The organism is Butyricicoccus sp. AM05-1 (assembly GCF_003474415.1).
Lineage (GTDB): Bacteria > Bacillota > Clostridia > Oscillospirales > Butyricicoccaceae > Agathobaculum > Agathobaculum butyriciproducens.
The window spans coordinates 80,699-105,322 of the sequence record NZ_QUDG01000004.1 but is presented as its reverse complement, the minus strand read 5'-3'; the positions used below and the strand labels follow the sequence as shown (position 1 = coordinate 105,322).

Genomic DNA, 24,624 nt, shown 5'->3' with positions numbered 1-24,624 from the left:
AATTTTCATGTAGCATTTTTCACAACGCCGTCGAATAACAGCGGCGGCCACTTAGTGTACGTTTCGCACACATTCTGATAAAAAATCCGAATTTTCCTTTGTTTTTTGCATTTCTGAAAGATTTTCAGCAAAATCACTCACTTTTGTTTATTTCTTACAAATAAAATGATATAATTTTAGTGCTACTTCACAAAGGAAGAAAAAAACGCCCTTCGCATAATCTGACAAAGGGAAGCCTGTGACGGCATTTTGCACAGCTGTCCGTTCTGCCGATCTCAGGCAATATTCTGCCGCAGTTTTACAACACGATAGACACATCTCCGCCGGTCAAGCATTTTTGCTGTATCTCGAATATCGCAGTAATTGAGAATGGAGAATTAGCGCAACGGTTTCATTTTCCATAAAAAAGCCGCTTACCAATGGTAAGCGGCTTTTGATATCTTGCTTAGTTCAGAAAATCCTTCAGCTTCTTGGAGCGCGACGGATGGCGCAGCTTACGCAGCGCCTTTGCCTCGATCTGGCGGATACGCTCACGAGTTACGTTGAATTCCTTGCCGACTTCCTCAAGAGTGCGGGTATGACCGTCCTCGATGCCGAAGCGCAGGCGCAGAACCTTTTCCTCTCGCGGCGTCAGAGTTTTGAGCACCTCGACGAGCTGCTCCTTGAGCAGCATGAAGGAGGCCGCCTCTGCCGGTTCCGGCGCGTCGTCGTCCGGGATGAAGTCGCCGAGGTGAGAATCCTCCTCCTCGCCGATCGGCGTCTCGAGCGATACCGGCTCCTGCGCGATCTTCAGGATGTCGCGCACACGGTCAACCGGCATGTTCATCTCCTTGGCGATCTCCTCCGGGCTGGGATCGTGGCCCAGCTCCTGCAGCAGCTGGCGGGAAACGCGGATAACCTTGTTGATAGTCTCAACCATGTGTACCGGAATACGGATCGTACGCGCCTGATCCGCAATCGCACGGGTGATCGCCTGACGGATCCACCACGTTGCGTAGGTAGAGAACTTAAAGCCCTTGGTGCTGTCGAACTTCTCAACTGCCTTGATCAGACCGAGGTTGCCCTCCTGGATCAGATCGAGGAACAGCATGCCGCGGCCGACATAGCGCTTTGCGATAGAGACAACCAGTCGCAGGTTCGCCTCAGCCAGACGCTTCTTTGCACGGTCGCCAAGCTTGATATCCTTCTCAAGCTGTGCGCGCTCCTCCGCCGGAATGGCATCGCCTTCGTTTGCGATACGCTCTGCGGCCTCGTTGCCCTTCTGCATGCGCTCTGCGAGCGTTACCTCCTCCTCAGGAGACAGCAGATCGACCTTGCCGATCTCCTTCAGATACATGCGGACCGGATCATCAATGGCGAACGTCTCAGCCATGGCAGAGGTATCGACCAGTTCTTCCTCCGGAACCTCTTCCACTTCCTCCGGCTCAAAGGAGTCGTCATCGTCACCGATGACCTTCTCCAGCACACCGTTCGTCTCGACCTCGATGCCCATGGTCTCGAGCGTCTCGTACACCTTGTCGATGTCCTCACTCGACAGCTCCAGATGGCTCAGTGCATCCGAAATCTCCTTGAGCGTCAGGCGGCCGTTCTTCTTGCCAAGCGCGAGCAGGTCGCGCAGGATCTGCTGCTGTGCTGCCTGCTGCTCCTGTGCGTTTGCGGCTGCATTTGCGTTTGCTTTCGTCATATCGTTTGTCCTCCCGCGTTTTGTTTTTTGATGCGTCCGAATGTAAGCAACGGGTCCTCTCCCGCCTGCGTAATGGTTCCATCCTTGACGCGCTGCATTCGTATGGTGTTTATGTATTCCTGCAGTTCCCCTCGATGCTCTCCGGCCGGAATGCCGGGTTCGAGTATCGCGGACAGCAGGCTCATTTCGTTAGGCTCCAGCCATCCCTCAAAGGACAGCACATCGACCATCTGGTCGTTTCGGTTCAGCTCCAGCACGCGCTCGTATATCTTACGCAGCACCGGTGCGGAAAACCACGCCGGCTGCAAGTCCTTTTCGGCAACGGCAATCAATTTCTGGTCCGAGAACAGAAGTCTAAGCACGTTCTCCTCGGCCTTGGCGGATTTCATGTCGGTATACGCCAGCGACCTGTCCTTCGGCTGCGCCAGTCCGACCGGAGAGCGTATCTCACGCCGTTCGGCGGCCTTTCGCCGCTTGCGCTGAATGCCGAGTTCGCGCCGAACCTCAACGTTCATGGCTTCGGCGGTCACGCCTGCCATCTTGGCGGCACGTCCGGCGTAGACCTCGCGCTCAATGGTACTCTCGATGCCGGCGAGCATCCGTGCTGCATCTCTGAGGAACAGTACGCGTGCTTCATCGTCCTCAAGGTCGTACTTTGCGGCAATCTGCTCAATGCGGAACGCATTGTGATCCTCACTGCGTTCAATCAGATTGCGGAACGCATCCGCGCCGCGTGCCTTGATGAATTCATCCGGGTCCTTGGCCCCCGGAATACGCAGCACCTTGACCTGCAGATCGCATTTTTTCAGGATGTCGATCGCGCGCTGTGCCGCCGCCTGACCGGCTCCGTCCGCGTCATACGAGATGACAATGCGGTCGGTATGCCGCGCGATAATGCGCGCCTGCTCCTCGGTCAGCGAGGTGCCAAGCGATGCAACCGCGGAATCAAATCCCGCCTGATGCAGCGCGATGACATCCATATAGCCCTCGGCTAAGATAAAATAATCGTTCTTCGTGCTTTTTGACAGGTTGAGCGCAAACAGATTGCGGCTCTTGTGGAAGATCGGCGTTTCCGGCGAATTCAGGTACTTCGGCTTGGAATCATCCAGCACACGGCCGCCGAATGCAATCACATGGCCGCGCACGTCGATGATCGGGAACATGACACGGTTGCGGAACCGGTCGTAAATATGTCCCTTTTCGCTGCGGCTGACCAGACCGGCGTCCATGAGTTCCTCGCGCGTGTAGCCTTTGGCCGTCATCGCGTCGATGAGCGCGTGGAAAGAATCCGGTGCATAGCCGAGTCCGAAACGGTTCATCGTCCTTCGGGACAGACCTCGGTTGATAAAATACTGCTGTGCGGTTCGGTTTTCCGGCCGCCAGAGTGTGTCATAATAATAGCGTCCGGCGTCCCTGCAGAGCGCGTACAGACGCTCTCTGTGGCGCGCCGCTTTGCGCTCGGCTTCGCCCTGTTCGGGTATCTGCATGCCCGCCCGCTCGGCGAGATAGCGTACCGCATCCGGGAAGGTCAGACCTTCCGCCTTCATAATAAAGGTAATGACACCGCCGCCTGCGCCGCAGCCGAAGCAGTGAAAGATCTGCTTGTCCGGCGAGACCGAAAACGAACCGGTTTTCTCGTTGTGGAAGGGGCACAGACCGAAATAGTTCGCGCCGCTCTTTTTCAGCTGCACATATTGCGAAACGATCTCTACAATGTCGTTCCGCGCGGACAGCTCGTCCAGAAATATACGGTCAAACGGCATTTCGTGCCCCTCCTTCCCTATTTATCGAACGAAAACGAATATATGATACCCATTTTCGTTAATCCTCAATCTTATTCCAGCTTTTCGGAATAAATAAATTCTTATAGACCGCTATCGAGTAGCGGTCGGTCATGCCTGCAACATAGTCGCACGCGATCCGCTCGAGCGCCTCCCCCCGGGCCTGCAGCACGAAGTAATCGTCCGGCAGCTCGTCGGGATGCTCGATAAAATATTCGTACAAACTGCGCAGCATGGATTTTGCGCGTTTTTCCTCGCGCTGTGCAGCCGTGCCATGGTACACATGATCGAACATGAATTGCCGCAACTCCATCATGTCCTCGTGCATCTGCTCGTCCATGCCGATCTCCAGATACCGCTGACCGTACTCGATCATCGCCGTCACCAGCGTATCAATGCGCTTGCCGTGCGTCCCACCTAGGCGTTTTCTCAAATGCTGCGGAATATCGCTCTCGCGGATAATGCCCGCGCGTACCGCGTCATCAATATCATGGTTGATGTAGGCAATGCGGTCGGCAAAGTGGATAATGCGGCCTTCCGGCGTACTCGCCTTGCGCCTGCCGGTATGGCAGACAATGCCGTTGCGCACCTCGCGCGTAAGGTTCAAATCCTCGAGCACATCCACAACGCGCAAACTCTGCTCGTTGTGCCGAAACCCGAACGGACAAGCCTCATCAAGCGCCGCCTCTCCGGCGTGACCGAACGGCGTGTGCCCGAGATCATGTCCGAGTGCGATCGCTTCGGTCAAATCCTCGTTGAGTCCGAGCGCCCGCGCGATTGTCCGCGCAATCTGCGCGACCTCGAGCGTATGCGTCAGCCGAGCACGGTAGTGGTCACCCTCCGGCGAGATAAATACCTGCGTCTTGTTGCCCAGCCGCCGGAACGCCTTCGAGTGGATAATGCGGTCCCGGTCGCGCTGAAAGCAGGTGCGGTACGGACACGGCTCCATCGGGCGCAGCCTGCCTGCGGAGCTGTCCGCAAAGGTCGCCCACGGCTCAAGCACCGCGTGCTCGCGCTGTTCGTTCTGCTCTCGAATGGTCATATGTACCGCCTCCTCAGCCTCGGAGAATCCGTCACATAATAGTTATACGAAACGAAATCTGAAAATCCTCTTTTTTTCACAAAAATTTTTTCAGAATTTTGTGAGCCTTGCAAGTCGGTATTTACTTGACACGCCGACCCATGAATCGGGTCTCCATGACCTCGGCGTAAACCTGCCCTGCCGTGGCTTCGGCGAGCGCCTGATTGAGCTTGTCCTCATGACCGGCGGGCAGCGTCACGGTCAGCGTTACATCCGCGCCGTAGTCGGTCTCCTCGACCGCGCAGTCGTGGTCCGGCAGCAGGTGCAGAATAATCTCGTACAGATTGTACGGGCACGCGATGAGCGCCACCGTATACAGGCTCATTCTCTGCACACCGGCCGCCGCGACAGCCACCTGCGCGCCCTGTGTGTACGCGCGGACCAGTCCGCCCGTGCCGAGCAGAATACCGCCGAAATAGCGCGTGACAACGCAAACGCAGTCGGTCAGGTTCTCGTGGCGCAGCACCTCGAGGATCGGCATGCCTGCCGTGCCCTGCGGTTCTCCGTCATCCGAGTAGCGCATCACATTGCCTTCACGGAGAATGTAGGCGTAGCAGTTGTGTGTCGCGTCCCAGTAGGTCTCGCGCATTTCCTTTATCTTCGCTACCGCCTCCTCGGCGGTTTCAACATGCCACAGCCGTCCGGTGAACTTGGAGCGTTTTTCTTCAAATTTGTCCTCGCCGTAGCTGGCGAAAGGCACAAAGTAATCTTTTTCCATCAGCAAATCCTTAAATAATTAGGAATTAGTAATTACTCATTACCCATAATGTATGTCGAAACTCTGCCGTAGGTCTTATCATCCACAACCGCCTCAACAATCGTGCCTTCCGCGGCATAGTCGGTCGAGTCGATCTGTGCTTCGCGGTGCAGCATATCGAGCACGGCGCCGTCGCTGTACGGAATGCACAGCTTCACCTTATGCTTGCCCTTGCCGAGCGCCTTTTCGATGGCAGTCAGCAGGTCGTCAACGCCCTCGCCGCTCTTTGCGGAAATCTTCACGCCCTCATCCGGTCGAATGAACGGAATGACGTCCGGGTCGCACTTATCCGCCTTGTTATACACCATTACACGTGGAATATCCTGTGCGCCGAGCTGTGCCACAACCTTATCCACAGTCTGTGCATGAATCTGCCAGTTTTCGTCCGAAACGTCCACAACGTGCAGCAGCAGATCGGCGTAGGCCAGCTCCTCGAGCGTGGCCTTGAACGCCGATACGAGATGATGCGGCAGCTTGCGAATAAAGCCTACGGTATCGGACAGGAGGATTTCCTGCGTGTCCGAAATGCGCTTTTTGCGCGTAGTCGGGTCGAGTGTATCGAACAGACGGTCGTTCGCCTCGATGCCCGCACCGGTCAGGGTGTTCAGCAGTGTGGACTTGCCCGCGTTCGTGTAGCCGACAATGGCAACCAGCGGCAGCTCGGCCTTTTTGCGCTGGCGGCGCTGCACGGAGCGCACCTGACGCACCTGCTCCAGATCACGGCGCAGCTTGTCGATGCGGCTGCGGATGTGACGGCGGTCGCTCTCCAGCTTGCTCTCACCGGGTCCGCGCGTGCCGATGCCGCCGCCGAGACGGCTCATCGCCTTGCCCATGCCCGCCAGACGCGGCAGGATGTACTGGTACTGCGCCAGCTCGACCTGCAGCTTGCCCTCGCCGGTGCGCGCACGCTGCGCGAAAATATCGAGGATGAGCGCCGAGCGGTCGAGTACCGTGCGGCCGGTCAATTCCTCCAGATTGCTCATCTGCGACGGCGACAGCTCGTTGTCGAACAAGATCAAACTTGCGTCGTTCATCTCGGCAAGCTGCTTGACCTCTTCCGCCTTGCCCTCACCGATAAACGTGCGGGCATCCGGTGCCGGACGGCGCTGCAGCGTCATCGCAACGGCCTCCGCACCGGCAGTCTCCGCCAGCGCGCGCAGCTCGTCCATCGTGCGCTCGTCCGCATCCTGATCGGCGTTGAAGCTCGGACACGACAGACCGACCAGAACCGCCCGTTCGATCTGCTTTTCTTCTGTTTGATTGGTAAACGGCATGGAAAATTCCTCCTTGCTGTTAAATTGTCCTCTATATTTATTACACCCAAACGCAAAACCGTATAAGACTTGATTTTCCGTCCGATTTGCGGTAATATAAAGATAGAAAAAGTGAATATTTTTCCGTCACGGCAAACCGTGGCGGATTTTTTGTTATATAGAAAATGCCCTATCGTTGTAAGTCAGCGCACCCTGCAGTAACATCTGTTATCAAATTAAACCCGCAGGCGCCGTCCATAGCCACCAGACCAACGAGTTGCGCGGCACAGATATGCCGCGCCTGCGCAGACTAAACCACCTGTGTAGCAGTACGGTATCCGAGAACTGCGAATCGGTCGAGTAATGGACGCGCAATGCGCGCCCCTACAGACGGGTAACCCGACTGCCGTTCCCCTATTTCGGAGCGTTCGCCGGTCTCTGGTCTGCGCCAAGCTAAGAAACAAAGGGAAACGGGAGTTAAGAGGGTAGAAACCGCAGGTGTCTACCCTCTTGCCCCGAGCGGGCAGCGTATAGATAACGAAAAAGCCATCGAAAACACGTTTCGATGGCTTTTCTCATTACTTGTCCAGATTGAAACGCTTCTTGAAGCGATCAACACGTCCGCCGGTGTCTACCAGCTTCTGCTTACCCGTGAAGAAGGGGTGGCACTTGGAGCAAACGTCAACGACGATGTTCTCCTTGGTGGAGCCGGTCTCAATGACATTGCCGCAGGCACAGCGGATCGTGGTCTGCTTGTAGTCGGGATGGATGCCCTGTTTCATGTTGTTTCACCTCTTTCCACGGATATGTTTACATATCTCCAACAGTCGTAAAATTATCTTACCACATGTTTTCCGAAAATGCAAGCATTATTTTTCATAAATCAGATTTTCTTCTTTCCAGCCCTCGAGCACGGGAATCATGGACGCAGCAAGCTGCTTTGCGCCTGCCAGATCGTGCAGCAGATAATTGCCGCACTCAATGCGGCTCGCGCCCGGAATCTCGCCCTCGTAAGCGGCGATAAACGCCATGCTCTCCTGCACGAGCGCAATCGCATCCGACGGCTTCATATCGCGCACGAGAAAATAAAAGCCGGTCTGACAGCCCATCGGGCCGCAGTAGATGATCTGATCGGCAAACTTCGAGTTGCGCGCATAGGTTGCAAACAGGTGCTCGAACGTATGCCCCGCCGCAGGCTGGATGTAAGTGCCCGCATTCGGGTACACCATGCGGATGTCATAGGTGGTGATGTCACCGTCGATACGCGAGGTATACATACCCGGCTTCAGTTTGTCATGGTTTACTTCAAAGCTGGCAATTCGTTTCATGCCTTTGCCTCCCTTTCAATACCAAGGAATCGAAGCTCCGTGCGGTATTCGCGCCAGAGCAGAATATACGAGATAAAGAATGCTGCGATCTCTGCGATCGGGAATGCATACCATACCGCATTCAGGCCGAACTGCTGACCCAGCAGCCATGCCGCCGGAAGGATAACGACCAGCTGACGGCAGACGGACACGATCAGGCTGTTCATGCCGCGTGCGGTGGCCTGAAACAGCGTGGAGTTGATGATGCCGAACGCCGCGCCGAGGAACGACAGGCTGATGGTCTTGAGCGCCGGAACGCCGACCTCGAGCATCTCCTGTGCTGCCGCCGCATCGGACTTGTCCACAAACAGCATGAGCATCTGCTCGGGCAGCAGCTGGAACAGCACCAGACCAAGCGCCATAATGACGACAGCCGCCGTCAGCGTAATCTTGTACGCTCCCATCAGACGCTTGCGGTTGCGTGCGCCGTAGTTGTAGCCCATAACCGGCAGCGCACCCTGATTAAGTCCGAATACCGGCATAAAGACGAAGGTCTGCAGCTTGAAATACACACCGAGTACGTTGACCGCCGTCTGCGAGAAGGCAATCAAAATACCGTTCATACCGGCCGTCATAACCGAGACCACGCTCTGCATGACAATGCCCGGCAGGCCGACGCGGTAAATATCCTTGACCGTCTGTCCGCGCCACTTGAACTCGCGCATGTTGACATTCAGCACCTTCTGTTGACGGAACACGCCCCACAGGCCAAGCGCCATGCCGAAGATTTGGCCGATAACGGTCGCGAGAGCCGCGCCGCGAATACCCATCTCCGGGAACGGACCGATACCGAAGATCATCAGCGGATCAAGGATGATGTTGATGATCGCACCGGTCAGGCCCTGACACATCGGGATGATCATGTTGCCGCCGGACTGCTGGATCTTCTCGCACATCATCGAGATCATAACAAAAATACTCATGCCGACCGCAAGGTGCGAATACTGGATAGCGAACGTCGAAACCGACTCACTTGCACCGAACGCACCGACAAATACACCGGACAGTCCCCATCCGAGGATGAAGAACGCGATGCCGCCGACAACCGCCAATGCTACACCGTGCTCTGCCGCAGAGTCCGCGTGCTTCTGGCGTCTCTCGCCCAGACGGCGTGCGATCAGTGAGTTTACGCCGACACCGGTGCCGACACCGATCGCCACGACCAGCATCTGCAGCGGATATACGAGCGAAACCGCCGCCAACGCATCCTGCGAATACTTGGCCACGAAGATACTGTCTACGATGTTGTACAGCGCGTTGATGATCATGGAGATCATCGCCGGCAGTGCCATCGAAAAGATCAGCGGACCCATTTTCGCGGTGCCCATTTTATTCTGTTGTTCCAAAAATTCCAGCCTCCCAACGTAAAAGGAAGCCGCGTTAGGATTCCTAACGCAGCTCCATACTCTCTTTCCTATATATAATAGGATATGATGCGTTATATTGCAAGTGTTTTTTACAGTTTTCCGGCAAGTTCGGCAAAGGAATGCTCGACGAACATATCGCTGACCTGCCGGAGCGTGTCTTCGCCCTCCGCGTAGGCGGGTTCGGCCATGCCGCAGAGCGCAAAACCGGCTTTTTTCGCCGTTACGCCCGCATACGGCGCGTCCTCAAACACCATGCACTCGCCTGCTGTCAGACCGAGGCGCTTTGCTGCTTCGAGATAAATGTCCGGCTCGTACTTGGGCACGCCCACGTCCTCGATGGTGAGCATGAACTCGAAATATTTCATCATGTCGCGGTCGATGAGCGCCTTCTCCGCGTGGCGGCGTGCCGTCAGCGTAGCGATGGCCATTTTGACGCCGCATGCGCGCAGACCTTTGAGAAAGTCGATTACACCGTCCTTGGGCTTTGCAATCGTCTCGTAGCGGGAGGTAATCAACTCGTCCATGCCGTCGAGCATCTGCTGACGGGTCAGCGGCAGATTCGGATAGCGTTTCAGAAAATACTCCGCAACCTGCGGCTGAGAAAAGCCCTCGCATACCGCGTAGTCCGCGTCCGTGATGTGAACGTTGAACTGCGCGAGGTAGCGCTGTGTCAGTCGTTTCCAGACCGGCATGGAGTCCAAAAGCGTGCCGTCCATGTCGAAAATTGCACCTTTGATGTTTGCGTTTGCCATGTTGAATCCTTTCAGGATAATTAGTAATGAATAATCAGGAACTGGAGATGGCGTTCATTCTCCATTATTTCGTTTTGCGGTCGATAAACTGCGGTCTGAGCTTGGAATAGATGATCTTCTGCTCACTGTACAGACCATAGTAGCCGGAGAGCATGTACGCGATGGCGATGACCAGTGCAAACAGCGCAAGGCTCTGACCGCCGAACAGCTCATACGCCAGCAGGATAGATGTAAGCGGCGAATTTGTCACGCCGCAGAACACGGCCGTCATACCGAGACTGGCCGCAAAGGATGGAGCCAGACCGAAAAATCCGCCGTAGGCGGCGCCGAAAGTCGCGCCGATGAACAGCACAGGCACGATCTCACCGCCTTTATAGCCGACGCCAATGGTAATCGCCGTCAGCACCAGCTTGAGGAAAAACGCCTCGTAGGCCGCGTGACCGGCAATCGCGCGTTCAATGACCTGCATGCCTGCACCGTTGTAGTCGCGCGTGCCGAGCAGCAGGCTGATGAGCACCACGACCGCGCCGCCAACCGCAATGCAGGCGTACTGGTTCGGCAGAAAATGCTTGAACAGATGACCGATTTTATGGAAGACGATGCACACGAGCGCACTCAGTCCGGCGCAGACCACGCCGAACGCCACCAGCTTTACAATGAGCAGCACATCCGTATTTTCCGGCACACCGGAGAGCGTAAACGCGGTCGTGCCGCCGCCAAGCTGCAGCGCTACCTGATGCGCGATTACGCTCGCAAGGATGGACGGAAACAGCGCCGCGTAGTACATCACGCCCACGCTGATAACCTCCATTGCGAACACGCTCGCCGCAAGCGGTGTGCCGAACAGCGCCGAAAAGCACGCTGCCATGCCGCACATGGTGATCGTGCGGGAATCCTTGTCGTCCAGGTGCATCAGATGTCCGATATTGCCCGAAATCGCACCGCCGAGCTGCAGCGCCGCACCTTCTCGTCCGGCAGAGCCGCCGCACAGGTGGGTCAGCACCGAGGTGATGAAGATGCTCGGAGCAAGCCGCAGCCGCACCGGATGATCCTGCCGCACCGAGGTCAGGATGAAGTTAGTGCCGCGTTCAAGCGGCATATCCATTTTACTGTACCAGAACGCGATAAACAGACCGACCAGCGGCAGAAAATACAGCGTCCAGCTGTATTCCTGACGGGTTTCGGTCGCCCATTCGAGTGCGTGCTCAAACGCCGCGCCGACTGCGCCCACCACCACGCCGATAATGACTGCAAACAGGCACCACCGCGCAAACGCGCTGATATTGCGCCGCACGCGGTACCACGAACCGTACAGCCGCCGCAGCAGACGGCGTCCCGGCTTATTATTCTGAGGCATAGCGCCCCTCCCCTTCATGCAATCTCATTTCCGATAAGAATTGCCCCGCAGAGATAACCTGTGGGGCAATTTGTGAGTAAACTATGCTTATTTGCTCGTAGATGCGGTTTCCTTGAGCACAACATCGTGTGCGCCGCCCTCGACGATCGAGGTTGCGGATACCAGCGTGATCTTTGCCTTCTTCTGGAACTCCGGAATGGACAGAGAGCCGCAGTTGCACATGGTGGAACGGACCTTGCTCAGGGTCAGACCGAGGTTGTCCTTCAGCGAGCCTGCGTACGGAACGTAGGAGTCAACGCCTTCCTCGAAGGACAGCTTCTTGTCGCCGCCCATGTCGTAGCGCTGCCAGTTGCGGGCACGGGCAGAACCCTCGCCCCAGTACTCCTTCATGTAGCTGCCGTTGATGTTGACCTTGTTCGTCGGGGACTCGTCAAAACGAGAGAAGTAGCGGCCGAGCATGAGGAAGTCGGCGCCCATAGCCAGCGCCAGCGTGCAGTGATAATCGTGAACGATACCGCCGTCCGAGCAGATCGGAATGTAGATGCCGGTCTCCTCGAAATACTCGTCACGAGCGGCTGCAACCTCGATCAGAGCGGTAGCCTGACCGCGGCCGATGCCCTTCTGCTCACGAGTGATGCAGATGGAGCCGCCGCCAATGCCGACCTTGATGAAGTCCGCGCCGGCCTCAGCAAGGAAGCGGAAACCCTCGCGGTCAACAACGTTGCCCGCGCCGACCTTTACACTGTCGCCGTACTTTGCGCGTACCCAGGACAGAGTGCGGCTCTGCCACTCGGAGAAACCCTCGGAGGAGTCGATGCAGAGAACATCTGCGCCGGCCTCAACCAGTGCCGGAACACGCTCTGCGTAGTCACGGGTGTTGATGCCTGCGCCGACTACATAACGCTTGTGCTCATCGAGCAGCTCAAGAGAGTTTGCCTTGTGGCTGTCGTAGTCCTTACGGAATACCATATAAACCAGATGCTGCTTGTCGTCTACCAGCGGCAGAGAGTTCAGCTTGTTGTCCCAGATGATGTCGTTTGCGATCTTGAGGCTGGTGTCTGCCGGAGCGGTGATCAGCTTGTCAAACGGCGTCATGAACTCCTCAACCTTAACGCTGCGCTCCATGCGGGAAACACGGTAGTCGCGGCTGGTGACAATGCCGAGCAGCTTGCCGTTAGCGGTGCCGTCATCGGTAACAGCCATGGTGGAGTGACCGGTGCGCTCCTTCAGCTTGAGGACTTCCTCAAGGGTGGTGTCCGGCTTTACGTTGGAGTCGGATACGATGAAGCCTGCCTTGTAGCTCTTTACGCGGGAAACCATGGCAGCCTCACTCTCGATCGACTGCGAACCGAAGATAAAGGAGATACCGCCCTCCTGCGCCAGTGCGATCGCCATACGATCATCCGATACCGCCTGCATGATTGCGGAAACCATCGGAATGTTGGCATACAGCGCGGATTCCTCGCCCTTTTTGTACTTAACGATTGGTGTGCGCAGGCTTACGTTCGCCGGCATGCACTCCGCAGAGGAATACCCCGGTACCAGCAGATATTCGTTAAAGGTATGCGAAGGTTCACTGAAATAATACGCCATTTCGTCGTTCTCCTTTTCTCCAAATAGGTCGTTTTTGATAGTTAAGCTTATTATATCCTTTTTGCCCTGTAAAGTAAAGCGGGCATATGACGGTTTTTCACGATTTTTGCCGCATGCGTGTTATGCAATCCGTGCAAACGGCTGTCGCGAAATCAGCCTCTGACAGATAGAAAAATCCGCAGACGTTCCCGTCTGCGGATTTTTCATTTGGAAATGAGGAATGAATGATGGTGGCGTATTGAGGTTCTGCGGAGCCGTCCGGTATTTTTCCGGTGCCCCTTTGCTTTTGTTGTACTCAATTTACCATCGTGCGGCCGTAATGTCAATGCGTGCAAATGAATCTTAACACGCTCTTAACTGCTGTGCGGTCGAATGCCGTCAGGTCTCGTCGAGCGACACCCATTCGGTATCGCCGGTGTGGAAAAAGTACAGCACACACGCGCGGACCGGTCTGCCGTAAATCTCATGCACGGCACGCGCGTAGGCGGCCAGCTGCGGGCGGTACTGCTCGGCTCTCTCGACCGCACCGCCCTTCTTGATGCGGTCGGTCTTGAAGTCAAGGATAACAAAGCCGTCGTCGGTTTCGATCAGGCAGTCGATAACGCCCTGCAGGAGCACGTTTTCCTCGGGTGCGTCTGCCGCAACCGGAAAATACGCTTGCGCCGGAACGAGCACGGAGAACTTGAACTCACGCCGCACCTTGTTTTCCGCCATAAAGGTTTTGTACAGGTCGGAGGCGAAAAACCGTTCGATCTTGCGTTTATCCACAGCATGCGCCTGTTCTGTGGACAAAATCTTCTTTTCCGCCAGACGGTTCAGCTCGTTTTCCACGCCGTTCGGCGCACAGGCGGCGTCAAAGTCGCAGAACTGCATAAACAGGTGGTGCGCTGTGCCAATCTCGGCAGGCGTCAGCTTCTTTTCTCCCTTCTCGAACAGCGGTGCGCGCAGCTGCACTTCTTTCCGCGGCGGCGGTGTCTGCTCGGCGGCCTCGTCTGCGCGGTAGCCGCGGCCGACACCGGTGGCGGTCAGCTTGCTCGGCAGCTCCGCGAGGTAAGCATGCGGGTAGTCGAAGTGCGGCTGCACGGTGCAGTCGCCGGTTTCCCTGTCCTCGAAACGCAGGATTTCAGTTTCCTGCGGCTGCAGGTCGTTCGGATAATACACCTTGAGCGTGAATGCGTCATTGTCCGTGCCGTGCTCGGGCACCTCGGGCGCATACTCCTCGCGGAAGGCACGCGCGCATGGATGCCGCAGCAGCGGTGTCAGAATCCACGCAAGCGGCGTGCGCGCCGCACCCATGGCGTACTGCGGCAGCTCGTCGAGCGACGCCAGCAGCGACCATTTTTTCAGCGAATTCCGCAGGCTGCCGGTAGCTGCCGTCAGAATCAGTTTTTCCTTTGCACGCGTCATCGCTACATATAATACGCGCAGTTCTTCGGAAATCATTTCGCGGCGCATCTGCACCGAGACTGCAATGCGCTCGGCTGTGTCGTACTGCACACCGCGGTCACGGTCGCGGCACTTACTGCCGAAGCCGAGGTTCTGGTGCACGAGCACCGGCTCCTTGAGGTCGCTGTCGTTGAACTGCTTGGCGCAGTCTGCCACGATAACGACCGGAAATTCCAGTCCCTTAGACTTGTGGATGGACAGAATGCGGACCGCACCGCCGGTGGCCTCGGCACCGACCGTCTGGAAATCCTCGCCCTGCTCGAGCATGCCGCGCAGCAGGCGCACAAAGTCAAACAGACCGCGGAAGCCCTGTCCCTCAAACGAGCGCGCCCGCTCGAAGAATGTCAGCAGGTTGCTCTGGCGCTGTGCGCCGTTCGGCAGCGCGCCGTACAGGCCGAGTGCGCCGGTCTGATCGTAAATCTCCCACAGCAGGCGGTACACCGGCTGATCGCACGCAAAGGTGCGCAGAAAGTCCAGCCGCTGCAGGAAGGTTTCCACCTTGGGAAAATCTGTTCTCGCCTGCAGCAGCGCGTCATAATAGCTGATCCTGCGGTCCACAAGGCGAATATCCGCCAGTTCCTGCTCGGTGAATCCGAACAGCGGCGAACGCATCACGCCGATAAGGTCAACATCCTGCCGCGGGTTGTCAATGACGCTGAGCAGCGACACCATCGTGCCGACCTCGGCAGTCTCCAGCAGGCCGCCGCGCTGCTCGGCACTGGCTGTTACGCCGATGCGCTCCAGCTCCGCAATGTAGGTCGGCGCCTTGCTTCTGGGCGAGCGCAGCAGGATTACGATATCGCCCGGCGTGACCGGACGCAGCTTCCCGGTCTGCTTATCCGTCACCGGAAAGCCTTCGTCGAGCAGCGCACGAATTCGCTTCGCGGCAAGCCGTGCTTCGAGTTCGGTCTTATCCGGCGCATCATCGTCCTCGCCGAGTCCGTCCGCGTCCACGAGCAGGACTTCGGTCTTGTACCGCGCATTTCCGGACTCCGGATAGTAGTCCGCGCCGAGGTGCAGCGCCTCCTTGTCCGTGTACACGAGATCGCCCACGGTCTCGCCCATGACGGCGGCAAACAGATAGTTGCACGCATCCAGCACAGCCGCTCGTGAACGGAAATTCTGCCCGAGCACGACACGGCGCGGCTGCCCGTCAGCGGCGTCCGCCACCTCACCGAAGCTGCGGTATTTCTCAAGGAAAATGGACGGGTCAGCCAGTCGAAAGCCGTAAATGCTCTGCTTGACGTCACCGACCATGAACAGGTTGGTCTCGTCTCTGGAGAGTGCACGGAAGATGGCATCCTGCACGGCGTTGGTGTCCTGATACTCGTCCACCGCAATTTCGGTGAACTGCTCGGACATGGTTTTCGCCAGTGCGGACGGCTTGCCGTCTGTATACAGCAGACGCACGGCAAAGTGCTCTAAATCGTTGAAATCCGCAGCATTTCTCGCACGTTTCGCTGCCGTAAAGGCATCGTCAAAGGCGTTTACCATGTCAATGAGCGCGAACAGCGCGGGGGCTGTCAGGCCGCGGTCGTACTCCGCTTCCTCTGCAGTGACGGTCAGCCATTTCTCCCGAATGTTATTGGCAACGCCCTTCCACTCCTCGCGCATGGCCTTGATCTGTTCGAGGAACGCCTTGTCCTCAAATTTTCTCGCGGCCTTCAATCGGTCAAACGAGATCGACCGGGCAGCCTGCACGCAGTTATCCCAGCTGCCGCCAAACAGTGCGTCCAGCAGACGCTCGGCCTGATTTAAGTCGCTCGTCAGCGCAGGCAGATAGTTGTCCGCCAGCTCATCAATGCCGGTCAATTCATCCACAGCCATGTGCAGAAATGCCGCACCGTGCTGTGCCGCCGACTTCGCCTGCTCTCGCAGCACACGGCCGTGCGGCGTGTCCATGCCGCGCGTGTACAATCCCGCGCGCACATCCTCGAGGAACGCCCGCGGATCAGGATGCGCCTGAATCTTCTCGTAGGTGCCGAGAATGACCTCGCCCAGCTTTTTATCGTCGCGCCCCGCCGTCAGCAGGTCACAGAGCGCGAAAAACTTCTCGTCCGCCTGCTCGTAGGCCGTGTCGAGCACTTCTTCGAGCACCTCGGCGCGAAGCAGCTTTCCCTCGTTTTCGTCCATCAGGCGAAAGTCGGGTGCAATACCGAGCACCGCCGCCTGCTCGCGTGCGAGCGACAGACACAGCGCATGCACGGTCGTGATTTTCGCGCGGTGCACGAGGAACAGCTGCCGCCGCAGACGGGTATCCCGCGGGTTTGCGGCTACGGCCGCACCGAGGGCCGCACCGATTCGCTCGCGCATTTCGGCTGCCGCTGCGTTGGTAAAGGTAACCAGCAGCAGGCGGTCGATATCGACCGGATCGTTCTCGTCCGTCAGCCGCCGGAGCACACGCTCGGTCAGCACGGCTGTCTTGCCCGAGCCGGCTGCCGCCGAAACCAGCAGTGCACCGCCGCGGTCGTCGATCGCGGTCTGCTGATCAGGTGTCCACTTCGGCATTGTCGTCCCCTCCTAACTGCTCCCAGAATTCCTTGTCCTTGATGTTTTTCAGCCAGCGTACCTTGTCTCCGGCGGTCTCGTCGAACCGGCAGGCTGCCCGGAAATCACACCATTCGCAGTAGCTGCGGTCGGTCTTGCGCGGGTCGGCTTCAATGCTGCCGTTTCGCAGAGCCTGTCCCATTTCGAGCAGCTTTTTCTGCGTGTAGCGTGCCAGTCTGCCGAATTTCGCCAGATCGGCTACCGCAGACTTGGCGGCAAGCGTCGGCTCATCCTCGCCCTTCCCGGTCTTGATAGAGACCGGAATAAACCGTCCGTCACCTTCCAGACCGTGCTCCATTGCCTCGAGCAGCGACATATCGTCACTCAGCAGACCCGAACGCCGCAGCGCCTTGTCGCGCAGAATGCGCAGCCCGTCCTCGTCCGTGTCGCGCGCCGCATCCGGCAGCTCATCGCGTACCGGAACATACAGCACGCCTGCCGGTACGATTTCGTTCAGCTCGGCGGTCAGGCGGGCACGATAGCGGTCCAGACCCTCCTGCTGCAGCGCGTACAGATAGATGATAAGCTGCATGTTGAGTCCGTACCAGATGTCGGACAGCGAAAATGATTTTTTGCCGCTTTTGTAGTCCATAACGCGCAGATAGAGGCGGCCGTTTTTGATGTAGCCGTCCACGCGGTCCACCTTGCCGGAGAGTGAAACCGACACATCGCCGTCCTCACACTGCACGGGCGGCAGGTCGCCGCTGCGCGAGAAGTCCAGCTCATAGTCGATCGGCTCAAAGTCGGATACGCGAAGTTCTTCGATCACGTTGTCGAGGATCTGCTCCACGGCGCGCACCAGTCGGCGAAACAGGTATTGGAAGCGCGCGGTTTTATTCTCCAGGCCGCCCAGTTCCTCCGCGACATACTGCCGTACCGCTTCACGGCAGGCTTTGCGCACGGTCGGCTGATCGGCATGGGCGGCGCCGCCCTCGCACTTTCCAAGGGTATCCAGCGCATGCTCGAGCACATAGTGGATGAATGTGCCGGTCGAGAGCGCATCAAACTTCGCCACACGGCGCGGCTTGGCCTTCAGACCATACTGCATAAAGAATGCAAACCGGCAGGAATAGAACGTATCCACACGCGAAGCGGTCAGATTAAGACTTTTTCCGTACAAGCCGTCAATCGTGTGCGGACTGCTCAGCGGTCCTCTGCCGCGCCGCTGCGCCTGCGCGTTTTTGACTCGCTCATCATCCTTATAGTAGTCATAGGCGGCCCGCACAGCGGCTGTCCGGTCGCCCGAAAGATACGCGCACGCAAGTTCGACCGCCGGTCGTTCCGCCTGCAGGCGGTCGCGCACGGTCTCCGTCCGGTGGGTGGAAAACGGCACATCCGGCAGCAATTCGCGCACTGTGTTTACGAAGTAGGACGGCCGCGTTTCACCGCCGCCTGCGTCGATGGTGTGATACGTCAGCAGCAGCTCGTCCGTCGGGCACGCCAGTGCTCGATAGAGCGTTTCCTGCTCCATCAACAGGCGTTCCTCGCCGTAGGCTTTGAGTTCCACGCCGAGCGCATCCATTTTGTCGCGGTCCATGTCACTCAGCAGCGAAGTCGAGGACGGGGTTTTCGGTATCAGGCCGTCGTTAACGCCCAGCAGGATGACATATTTCGCATTTTCCGTACACGCACGCTCGATGTTGCCGCAGGTCACGCGGTCGAGCGAAACCGGAATCGTACCCACATCGTACTCGCCGAGCACCAGCCGGAACAGCTGCGCGAAACGGTCGAGCGTCAGCGGCATATCCCCGCACACCCACGCGAACTGCTCCATTGCAGAGACCAGGATTTCCCACAGCTGGCGGTACTCGTCGGCCAGCTGCAGACGGCCCGCCTGCTCGTGTCCGGCGGCGCGGTCAGTCATGCGCTGCGGCGCGTCCACCGCAAGAAGAAATGCATAGAGCGCACGCACGCAGTCACCTGCAGGCTGCTCACCTGCAAGTGCCTCGCGCAGTGCGGAGAACGGCGCGATTGCCCGTTTGCGGAGTGTGTTCAGCTCGGCAAGCTGCGCCTTCGCATTCTCGTCGATTGGCAAACCATAGCCGTCCGGATGCTCGGTCCACTCGCGTTCCCAGGCTCCGCCGCGGATGTTCCAGGTGAGCACATAATTCTCTAATTTGTCAATTTCGTCCCAATCCAAGCCCGCAAGCCCGGTCTTGAGACAGGAGAACAGATCTTCATATCGGAAATGATTTCGTACCGCCTCGAGTGCATTCGTGACCAGCGCCATCGGCGGACGAGACAGCAGATCCGGCTTTTCCGCGAGGAACACCGGAATGTCGTACCGCGCCATCGCCATTGCGAGAAACGCGCTGTACGGCTCGATATCGCGTGCCGCAACCACAAAATCGCGGCAGCGCGCGCCTTCGTCCCGCACCTTGCGCCGAATGTAAGCCGCCGCGTGCTCGCACTCGTCAAACGGCGAAGCCGCCTCGTACAGCCGAACGCCGTCCGCACTCTCCTGTGGGGTGCGCACCGGCAGCAGGCTTTCGCGTTCGAGCGCAGCCAGTCCCGCCGGTCGGGCCACCTTGCTTTCGCCCAGTTCGATGCGCTCGACCGTCTGGTTATGATGTTTTGCCATCCGGGTTAATTTCTGCACTGTTTTACAGCCGGTAAGGAAAATCTCCGGGTAATCCGTATCGCAGGTTACCGCCGCAGAGAGCGGCACACCTGCCGCCAGCATGGCATCAACCACTGCACTTTCCTGCACGGTAAAGCCGAGAAAACCATCCAGATAGACCGCTGCACCGTCCAGCGTGTGGCTTTCTGCCAGACGGTCGCGCAGATGTGTCAGACGGTCTCTCGGGTCGGGCAGGGACTCCTCGCACAGGCGCTCGTAGGCCGTCAAAATCTGTGCAAGATCGGACAATTTTTCTGCAAGTACAGTGTCCTCACTCTCCTCGGCAGCCGCAAACAGCGTCTCCGGTGCGACCGCACAGGTTTTGCACTCGTCGATCAGCCGCAGCGCCTCCTGCAGCAGCTCCGGCTTGTCTGCCAGACCCTTCCATGCACTCAGCCCCCCCTGCACACGGCGTGCCGCCTCCTGCAAGGTCAAAAGCTGACCTGCCGGTGTCAGCATCTGCTGTGCCAGTCCGCCGACCTCAGAGAACACACGGTCCGCCAATCGTGAGAACGTCAGCACCTCGGCCGTGCGTGCGCCGTGGTTGTGCGTGGCTGCGGCAAGCCGCCTCTCCATCAGGTGCGAGTTCAGCTCGGGCACGAGCAGAATCTGCCGTCCCTCTCCCTTTTCACTCAGCGCCGCGATCTCCCGCAGGATGGCCGTTGTCTTGCCGCTTCCCGCTCGTCCGGTCCAGATCCGCATGGCACACTCTCCTTTCATTTCATAGCTATTTGATTATAGCACAACCGGAGCAAATTGAAAATGGATACACCCACCGCAGTGGGCGTCCAGCGAGCAACCGCCCATAGGGCGGCTCTTAGCGAGTCGGAATGGAAAACGGAAAATTACCAATAACAACCGTATGGTCATTTTATATTTTTTGTGCGTTATCTGCGTATTTTCCAGTCTTTTTCGAACTTTTGCGGTGCTTTGTTTGCATTCACACATTCTGTAAAATTATTTTTTCAAAAAAACCTTGCATTTTTCTCCGCTTGGGACTATACTTTCCTCAGGCGGAACAATAAAGGCTCTGCCCCGCAAAACCAAATATTTGATTCTTCAGGGCAGGGTGCAATTCCCTACCGGCGGTACAGCCCGCGAGCGGATGCCATTCGGCGGAAGCATGATTCGGTGAAATTCCGAGGCCGACAGTATAGTCTGGATAAAAGAAGAATGCGCGGAAAGATTTTCCGTTGTTTGCTGTTCTGAAATGCCGATTCGGTGTTTCAGACTTTTTATTTTCACAATGCTTTTTTCAGCGTCCCGAAGATTCTGTCTTTGGGACGTTTTTTTTGGCTGTCGCCAAACTATCGTGAAATTTTCTACAGAATTATTATATCAGGTGATTCTATGCAGGAGCAAAAACAGGAATATATGCGTCAGGCGTTGGCGCTGGCCCAGCGCGGAGCCGGTCACGTCAATCCGAATCCGATGGTCGGCTGCGTCATCGTCAAGGACGGAAAAATCATCGGTGAAGGCTGGCACGAGCACATCGGCGGCCTGCATGCCGAGCGCAACGCGTTCGCGCACTGCACCGAGGACTGCACGGGCGCAGACCTTTACGTCACGCTCGAGCCGTGCTGCCACTGGGGACGCACGCCGCCGTGTACAGATGCAGTCATCGAGCACAAGATCGGCCGCGTGTTCATCGGCTGTCTGGACCCGAACCCGCTGGTAGCCGGCAAAGGCGCACAGATCCTGCGCGACGCAGGCATTGAAGTCGAGACCGGCGTGTGCGAGGACGAATGCCGCCGCGTGAATGAAGTTTTCTTTCACTACATCACGCACAAGACGCCGTTTGTGACGCTCAAGTACGCGATGACGCTGGACGGCAAAATCGCCGCACACACCGGCGACAGCCGCTGGGTTACCGGCGAGACCGCCCGCCGTCATGTACACGAAACGCGCAACCGGCTGCCCGCCATCATGGTCGGCATCGGCACCGTGCTTGAGGACGATCCGCTGCTCACCTGCCGCATTGACGGCGGGCGCGATCCGATCCGCATAATCTGCGACAGCCGCGCACGCACGCCGATCGACAGCAGAATCGTACAGACGGCGAACAAAATCCCGACCTATATCGCGGTCGTCGGTCGAAATGAGCGCACCGCTGAACTGGAACGGCACGGTGTACACATTCTCGAATGCAAAACGAAAGACGAGCGCGTAGACCTTGCCGACCTGATGCGCCAGCTCGGCGCACTCGGCATCGACGGCGTATTACTTGAAGGCGGCTCGGCACTTGCGTTCTCCGCGCTGGAGGCCGGTGTGGTACACCGCGTGCAGGCGTACATCGCCCCGAAAATCATCGGCGGTGCAGGCGCAAAAAGTCCGGTCGGAGGTCTGGGATTTGACAAGATGGTGCAGGCGCTTCCGCTGAAGGACGTGACCTGCACGCCGATGGGCGAAGATTTCCTGCTTGAAGGGAGATTGTAATGTTTACTGGACTTATCGAAGAAATCGGTACGGTGCGGCGCATCGAGCGCGGCGCAAAAGGCGCTCGGCTGACGATTGCGGCAGATACCGTGCTCGAAAATACAAAAATCGGCGACAGCATTGCCACGAACGGCGTATGTCTGACCGTGGTCGCGCTGACGGACGACAGCTTCAGCGCCGATGTGATGGCGGAAAGCCTGCGGCGTTCCGCGCTCGGCAGTCTGCAGAGCGGCTCGCCGGTCAATCTGGAGCGCGCGATGCCTGCCGACGGACGGTTCGGCGGTCATATCGTATCCGGCCATATCGACGGCACCGGCTCGGTTCTCTCGCAGCGGCGCGAGGACAACGCCGTGTGGGTGACGATCAAAACACCGGCTCCCCTGCTCCGGTACATCGTCGAAAAAGGCTCGATCGCCATTGATGGCGTCAGCCTTACCGTGGCGGCTGTGACGGACACCGACTTTTCGGTCTCCATCATCCCGCACACCGGCGCACAGACCATTCTGCTTGGCAAAAAGCCGGGCGAGCCGGTCAACCTCGAATGCGATGTGATCGGCAAATACGTTGAAAAAATGCTCACGCCGCACAAATCCAGCGGTATTACAATGGATTTTCTTGCACAACACGGATTTTAACGGAGGTTTTCTTTTATGGAATATCAGTTCAATACAGTTGAAGAAGCGCTCGAAGAGCTTCGCGCCGGACACCTCATCCTCACCATCGACGACCCGGACCGCGAGAACGAGGGCGACCTCATCTGCGCCGCACAGTTCGCCACGACCGAGAACGTCAACTTCATGGCGACCCATGCCAAGGGCCTGATCTGCACGCCGATGAGTGAGCAGGTTGCGCTCCGTCTCGGTCTGGAGCAGATGGTAAAGGTCAACACCGACAACCACCACACTGCATTCACGGTCTCCATCGACCATGTGGACACCACGACCGGCATTTCCGCCGAGGAACGCGGCTTTACCTGCCGCAAATGTGCGGATATCCACACCAAGCCGGAGGAGCTCCGCCGTCCGGGACACGTTTTCCCGCTCGTCGCACGCCGCGGCGGTGTGCTGACCCGCAACGGCCACACCGAGGCGACTGTCGATCTGTGCCGTCTGGCCGGACTCGAGCAGTGCGGTCTGTGCTGTGAGATCATGCGCGATGACGGCACGATGATGCGCACGCCCGAGCTGATGGAGAAGGCCAAGGAGTGGGGACTCAAGATCATCACCATCAAGGACCTGCAGGACTACTGCCGCCGTCATGATAAGCACGTTGTCCGTGAAGCCTGTGCGAAAATGCCCACCCGTTTCGGTGAGTTCCGCATCTACGGCTACGTCAACGACCTGACCGGCGAGCACCATGTTGCGCTCGTCAAGGGCGAGATCGGCGATGGCAAGAACCTGCTCTGCCGCGTACACTCCGAGTGTCTGACCGGCGATGTGTTCGGTTCCCGCCGGTGCGACTGCGGTCAGCAGCTTGCGGCAGCCATGCAGCAGATCGACAAGGAAGGACGCGGCGTGCTGCTCTATATGCGCCAGGAAGGCCGCGGAATCGGTCTGATCAACAAGCTGAAGGCGTATGAGCTGCAGGAAAAGGGCTTCGATACAGTCGAGGCAAACGTAAAGCTCGGCTTTGCGCCCGACCTGCGTGAATACTGGATCGGCGCTCAGATTCTGCAGGACCTCGGCGCAAAGGAGCTGCGCCTGCTGACCAATAATCCGGAGAAGATTTATGGTCTGGACGGTTTTGGTGTAGAGATCACCGAGCGCGTGCCGATCGAGATCGCACCGCAGAAGGACGACGCGTTCTACCTCAGAACCAAGAAAATTAAGATGGGTCACCTCTTTAGTGAAACATTGTAATCAATCTATCCCGCAGGGCGGGATGACCTCACCTCGCCCTGCAATATATCTGTTCACCATATTGAAAGGAAGATTTTAAGATGAAGGTACTCGAAGGCAAGTTAGTAGCAACCAAGGGCAAGTTTGCAATTGTTGGTGCACGTTTCAACGAATTTATCGTTTCCAAGCTGATCTCCGGCGCGGAGGACACACTGGTACGTCACGGTGTGGACACGGACGACATCACGCTCGTATGGGTTCCGGGTGCATTTGAGATTCCGCTTGCGGCGCAGAAGCTGGCGCAGAGCGGCAAGTATGATGCAGTTATCTGCCTCGGCGCAGTCATCCGCGGCTCGACCAGCCACTACGACCTCGTGTGCAACGAGGCTGCCAAGGGCATTGCACAGGTCAACCTGCAGACCGGCGTACCGGTAACGTTCGGTGTGATTACCACTGAGAACATCGAGCAGGCCATCGAGCGCGCAGGCACCAAGGCCGGCAACAAGGGCGCAGATGCAGCGATTGCGGCGCTCGAGCTGGCAAACCTGCTGCCGCAGATCTAAAATTGTGCAAAAAATGCTCTCTGATGATTCAGAGAGCATTTTTATTTACCATCCTCAATTCTCCATTTTCCTCCTGCAGACGAAAAACCACCCGAGAAAATCCCGGGTGGTTTTCTTTATTCTACCGAGCCTTCTCCGCCCATGAGCGCGGTCAGCTTCTCAATCCGCTCCAACGGGAACGG

Annotated in this window: 17 protein-coding genes and 1 riboswitch; of the genes, 4 read left to right on the top strand and 13 right to left on the bottom strand. The window is 57.6% G+C overall.

Annotated features, from left to right (window positions below; genetic code table 11):
• Window positions 1-445: 445 nt before the first annotated feature.
• The 13 genes from rpoD to DW088_RS07765 form a co-directional block, all read right to left on the bottom strand.
• Window positions 446-1,684 (bottom strand): RNA polymerase sigma factor RpoD, encoded by a 1,239-nt coding sequence (rpoD, locus tag DW088_RS07825; protein WP_110436306.1) that lies wholly within the window; start codon window positions 1,682-1,684, stop codon window positions 446-448.
• On the bottom strand, window positions 1,681-3,447 hold the full coding sequence (gene dnaG, locus DW088_RS07820; protein WP_118285635.1) for a DNA primase: 1,767 nt from the start codon (window positions 3,445-3,447) through the stop codon (window positions 1,681-1,683). Before dnaG ends, rpoD begins: the two co-directional genes overlap by 4 nt.
• Before the next feature lie 58 nt (window positions 3,448-3,505).
• Window positions 3,506-4,507, bottom strand: a complete 1,002-nt coding sequence (locus tag DW088_RS07815) for a deoxyguanosinetriphosphate triphosphohydrolase (RefSeq protein WP_118360306.1) — start codon at window positions 4,505-4,507, stop codon at window positions 3,506-3,508.
• A gap of 121 nt (window positions 4,508-4,628) precedes the next feature.
• Entirely contained in the window at window positions 4,629-5,264 is a 636-nt protein-coding gene (locus DW088_RS07810; RefSeq protein WP_118360305.1) for a YigZ family protein, read from the bottom strand.
• A gap of 32 nt (window positions 5,265-5,296) precedes the next feature.
• Entirely contained in the window at window positions 5,297-6,577 is a 1,281-nt protein-coding gene (hflX, locus tag DW088_RS07805) for a GTPase HflX (RefSeq protein WP_118360304.1), read from the bottom strand.
• A gap of 557 nt (window positions 6,578-7,134) precedes the next feature.
• Entirely contained in the window at window positions 7,135-7,338 is a 204-nt protein-coding gene (gene rpmE / locus DW088_RS07800; protein ID WP_016147979.1) for a 50S ribosomal protein L31, read from the bottom strand.
• A gap of 87 nt (window positions 7,339-7,425) precedes the next feature.
• Window positions 7,426-7,884 (bottom strand): S-ribosylhomocysteine lyase, encoded by a 459-nt coding sequence (locus tag DW088_RS07795; protein ID WP_110436301.1) that lies wholly within the window; start codon window positions 7,882-7,884, stop codon window positions 7,426-7,428.
• Window positions 7,881-9,269, bottom strand: coding sequence for an MATE family efflux transporter (locus DW088_RS07790; RefSeq protein ID WP_118360303.1), 1,389 nt, complete (start codon window positions 9,267-9,269; stop codon window positions 7,881-7,883). The genes DW088_RS07795 and DW088_RS07790 overlap by 4 nt, the downstream gene beginning before the upstream one ends.
• A 110-nt stretch (window positions 9,270-9,379) precedes the next feature.
• Complete coding sequence (locus DW088_RS07785; protein ID WP_118360302.1) at window positions 9,380-10,042, bottom strand: HAD family hydrolase; 663 nt, start codon at window positions 10,040-10,042, stop codon at window positions 9,380-9,382.
• Between the two features lie 64 nt (window positions 10,043-10,106).
• Window positions 10,107-11,399, bottom strand: coding sequence for a chloride channel protein (locus DW088_RS07780; RefSeq protein ID WP_118360301.1), 1,293 nt, complete (start codon window positions 11,397-11,399; stop codon window positions 10,107-10,109).
• 87 nt (window positions 11,400-11,486) lie between these two features.
• Window positions 11,487-12,992: an IMP dehydrogenase gene (locus DW088_RS07775; protein ID WP_117491317.1), complete on the bottom strand. Its 1,506-nt coding sequence runs from the start codon at window positions 12,990-12,992 to the stop codon at window positions 11,487-11,489.
• Window positions 12,993-13,370: 378 nt separating this feature from the next.
• Window positions 13,371-16,946 (bottom strand): helicase-exonuclease AddAB subunit AddA, encoded by a 3,576-nt coding sequence (addA, locus tag DW088_RS07770; RefSeq protein ID WP_118360300.1) that lies wholly within the window; start codon window positions 16,944-16,946, stop codon window positions 13,371-13,373.
• The gene (locus tag DW088_RS07765; protein ID WP_158574638.1) at window positions 16,927-20,307 is read right to left on the bottom strand and encodes a PD-(D/E)XK nuclease family protein; all 3,381 of its coding nucleotides are present in this window, start codon (window positions 20,305-20,307) and stop codon (window positions 16,927-16,929) included. The genes addA and DW088_RS07765 overlap by 20 nt, the downstream gene beginning before the upstream one ends.
• Before the next feature lie 349 nt (window positions 20,308-20,656).
• A riboswitch (FMN riboswitch) is annotated at window positions 20,657-20,783 on the top strand.
• A gap of 172 nt (window positions 20,784-20,955) precedes the next feature.
• Here DW088_RS07765 and ribD point away from each other — a divergent pair.
• The 4 genes from ribD (at window position 20,956) to ribH (ending at window position 24,442) form a co-directional block, all read left to right on the top strand.
• Window positions 20,956-22,041 carry a bifunctional diaminohydroxyphosphoribosylaminopyrimidine deaminase/5-amino-6-(5-phosphoribosylamino)uracil reductase RibD gene (gene ribD / locus DW088_RS07760; protein ID WP_118360298.1) on the top strand — a complete coding sequence of 362 codons (1,086 nt, stop codon included), beginning with the start codon at window positions 20,956-20,958 and terminating at the stop codon, window positions 22,039-22,041.
• The gene (locus DW088_RS07755) at window positions 22,041-22,676 is read left to right on the top strand and encodes a riboflavin synthase (protein WP_117491329.1); all 636 of its coding nucleotides are present in this window, start codon (window positions 22,041-22,043) and stop codon (window positions 22,674-22,676) included. Before ribD ends, DW088_RS07755 begins: the two co-directional genes overlap by 1 nt.
• 15 nt (window positions 22,677-22,691) lie before the next feature.
• On the top strand, window positions 22,692-23,900 hold the full coding sequence (locus DW088_RS07750) for a bifunctional 3,4-dihydroxy-2-butanone-4-phosphate synthase/GTP cyclohydrolase II (RefSeq protein ID WP_117491331.1): 1,209 nt from the start codon (window positions 22,692-22,694) through the stop codon (window positions 23,898-23,900).
• A gap of 80 nt (window positions 23,901-23,980) precedes the next feature.
• Window positions 23,981-24,442 carry a 6,7-dimethyl-8-ribityllumazine synthase gene (gene ribH, locus DW088_RS07745; protein ID WP_110436291.1) on the top strand — a complete coding sequence of 154 codons (462 nt, stop codon included), beginning with the start codon at window positions 23,981-23,983 and terminating at the stop codon, window positions 24,440-24,442.
• Window positions 24,443-24,624 lie beyond the last annotated feature (182 nt).

What these genes read in the sequence shown, in the direction of transcription:
- rpoD (WP_110436306.1), bottom strand. Translation starts at nt 1,684, where the DNA reads ATGACGAAAGCAAACGCAAATGCAGCCGCAAACGCACAGGAGCAGCAG.
- dnaG (WP_118285635.1), bottom strand. Translation starts at nt 3,447, where the DNA reads ATGCCGTTTGACCGTATATTTCTGGACGAGCTGTCCGCGCGGAACGAC.
- DW088_RS07815 (WP_118360306.1), bottom strand. Translation starts at nt 4,507, where the DNA reads ATGACCATTCGAGAGCAGAACGAACAGCGCGAGCACGCGGTGCTTGAG.
- DW088_RS07810 (WP_118360305.1), bottom strand. Translation starts at nt 5,264, where the DNA reads ATGGAAAAAGATTACTTTGTGCCTTTCGCCAGCTACGGCGAGGACAAA.
- hflX (WP_118360304.1), bottom strand. Translation starts at nt 6,577, where the DNA reads ATGCCGTTTACCAATCAAACAGAAGAAAAGCAGATCGAACGGGCGGTT.
- rpmE (WP_016147979.1), bottom strand. Translation starts at nt 7,338, where the DNA reads ATGAAACAGGGCATCCATCCCGACTACAAGCAGACCACGATCCGCTGT.
- DW088_RS07795 (WP_110436301.1), bottom strand. Translation starts at nt 7,884, where the DNA reads ATGAAACGAATTGCCAGCTTTGAAGTAAACCATGACAAACTGAAGCCG.
- DW088_RS07785 (WP_118360302.1), bottom strand. Translation starts at nt 10,042, where the DNA reads ATGGCAAACGCAAACATCAAAGGTGCAATTTTCGACATGGACGGCACG.
- DW088_RS07780 (WP_118360301.1), bottom strand. Translation starts at nt 11,399, where the DNA reads ATGCCTCAGAATAATAAGCCGGGACGCCGTCTGCTGCGGCGGCTGTAC.
- DW088_RS07775 (WP_117491317.1), bottom strand. Translation starts at nt 12,992, where the DNA reads ATGGCGTATTATTTCAGTGAACCTTCGCATACCTTTAACGAATATCTG.
- addA (WP_118360300.1), bottom strand. Translation starts at nt 16,946, where the DNA reads ATGCCGAAGTGGACACCTGATCAGCAGACCGCGATCGACGACCGCGGC.
- DW088_RS07765 (WP_158574638.1), bottom strand. Translation starts at nt 20,307, where the DNA reads ATGCGGATCTGGACCGGACGAGCGGGAAGCGGCAAGACAACGGCCATC.
- ribD (WP_118360298.1), top strand. Translation starts at nt 20,956, where the DNA reads ATGCAGGAGCAAAAACAGGAATATATGCGTCAGGCGTTGGCGCTGGCC.
- DW088_RS07755 (WP_117491329.1), top strand. Translation starts at nt 22,041, where the DNA reads ATGTTTACTGGACTTATCGAAGAAATCGGTACGGTGCGGCGCATCGAG.
- DW088_RS07750 (WP_117491331.1), top strand. Translation starts at nt 22,692, where the DNA reads ATGGAATATCAGTTCAATACAGTTGAAGAAGCGCTCGAAGAGCTTCGC.
- ribH (WP_110436291.1), top strand. Translation starts at nt 23,981, where the DNA reads ATGAAGGTACTCGAAGGCAAGTTAGTAGCAACCAAGGGCAAGTTTGCA.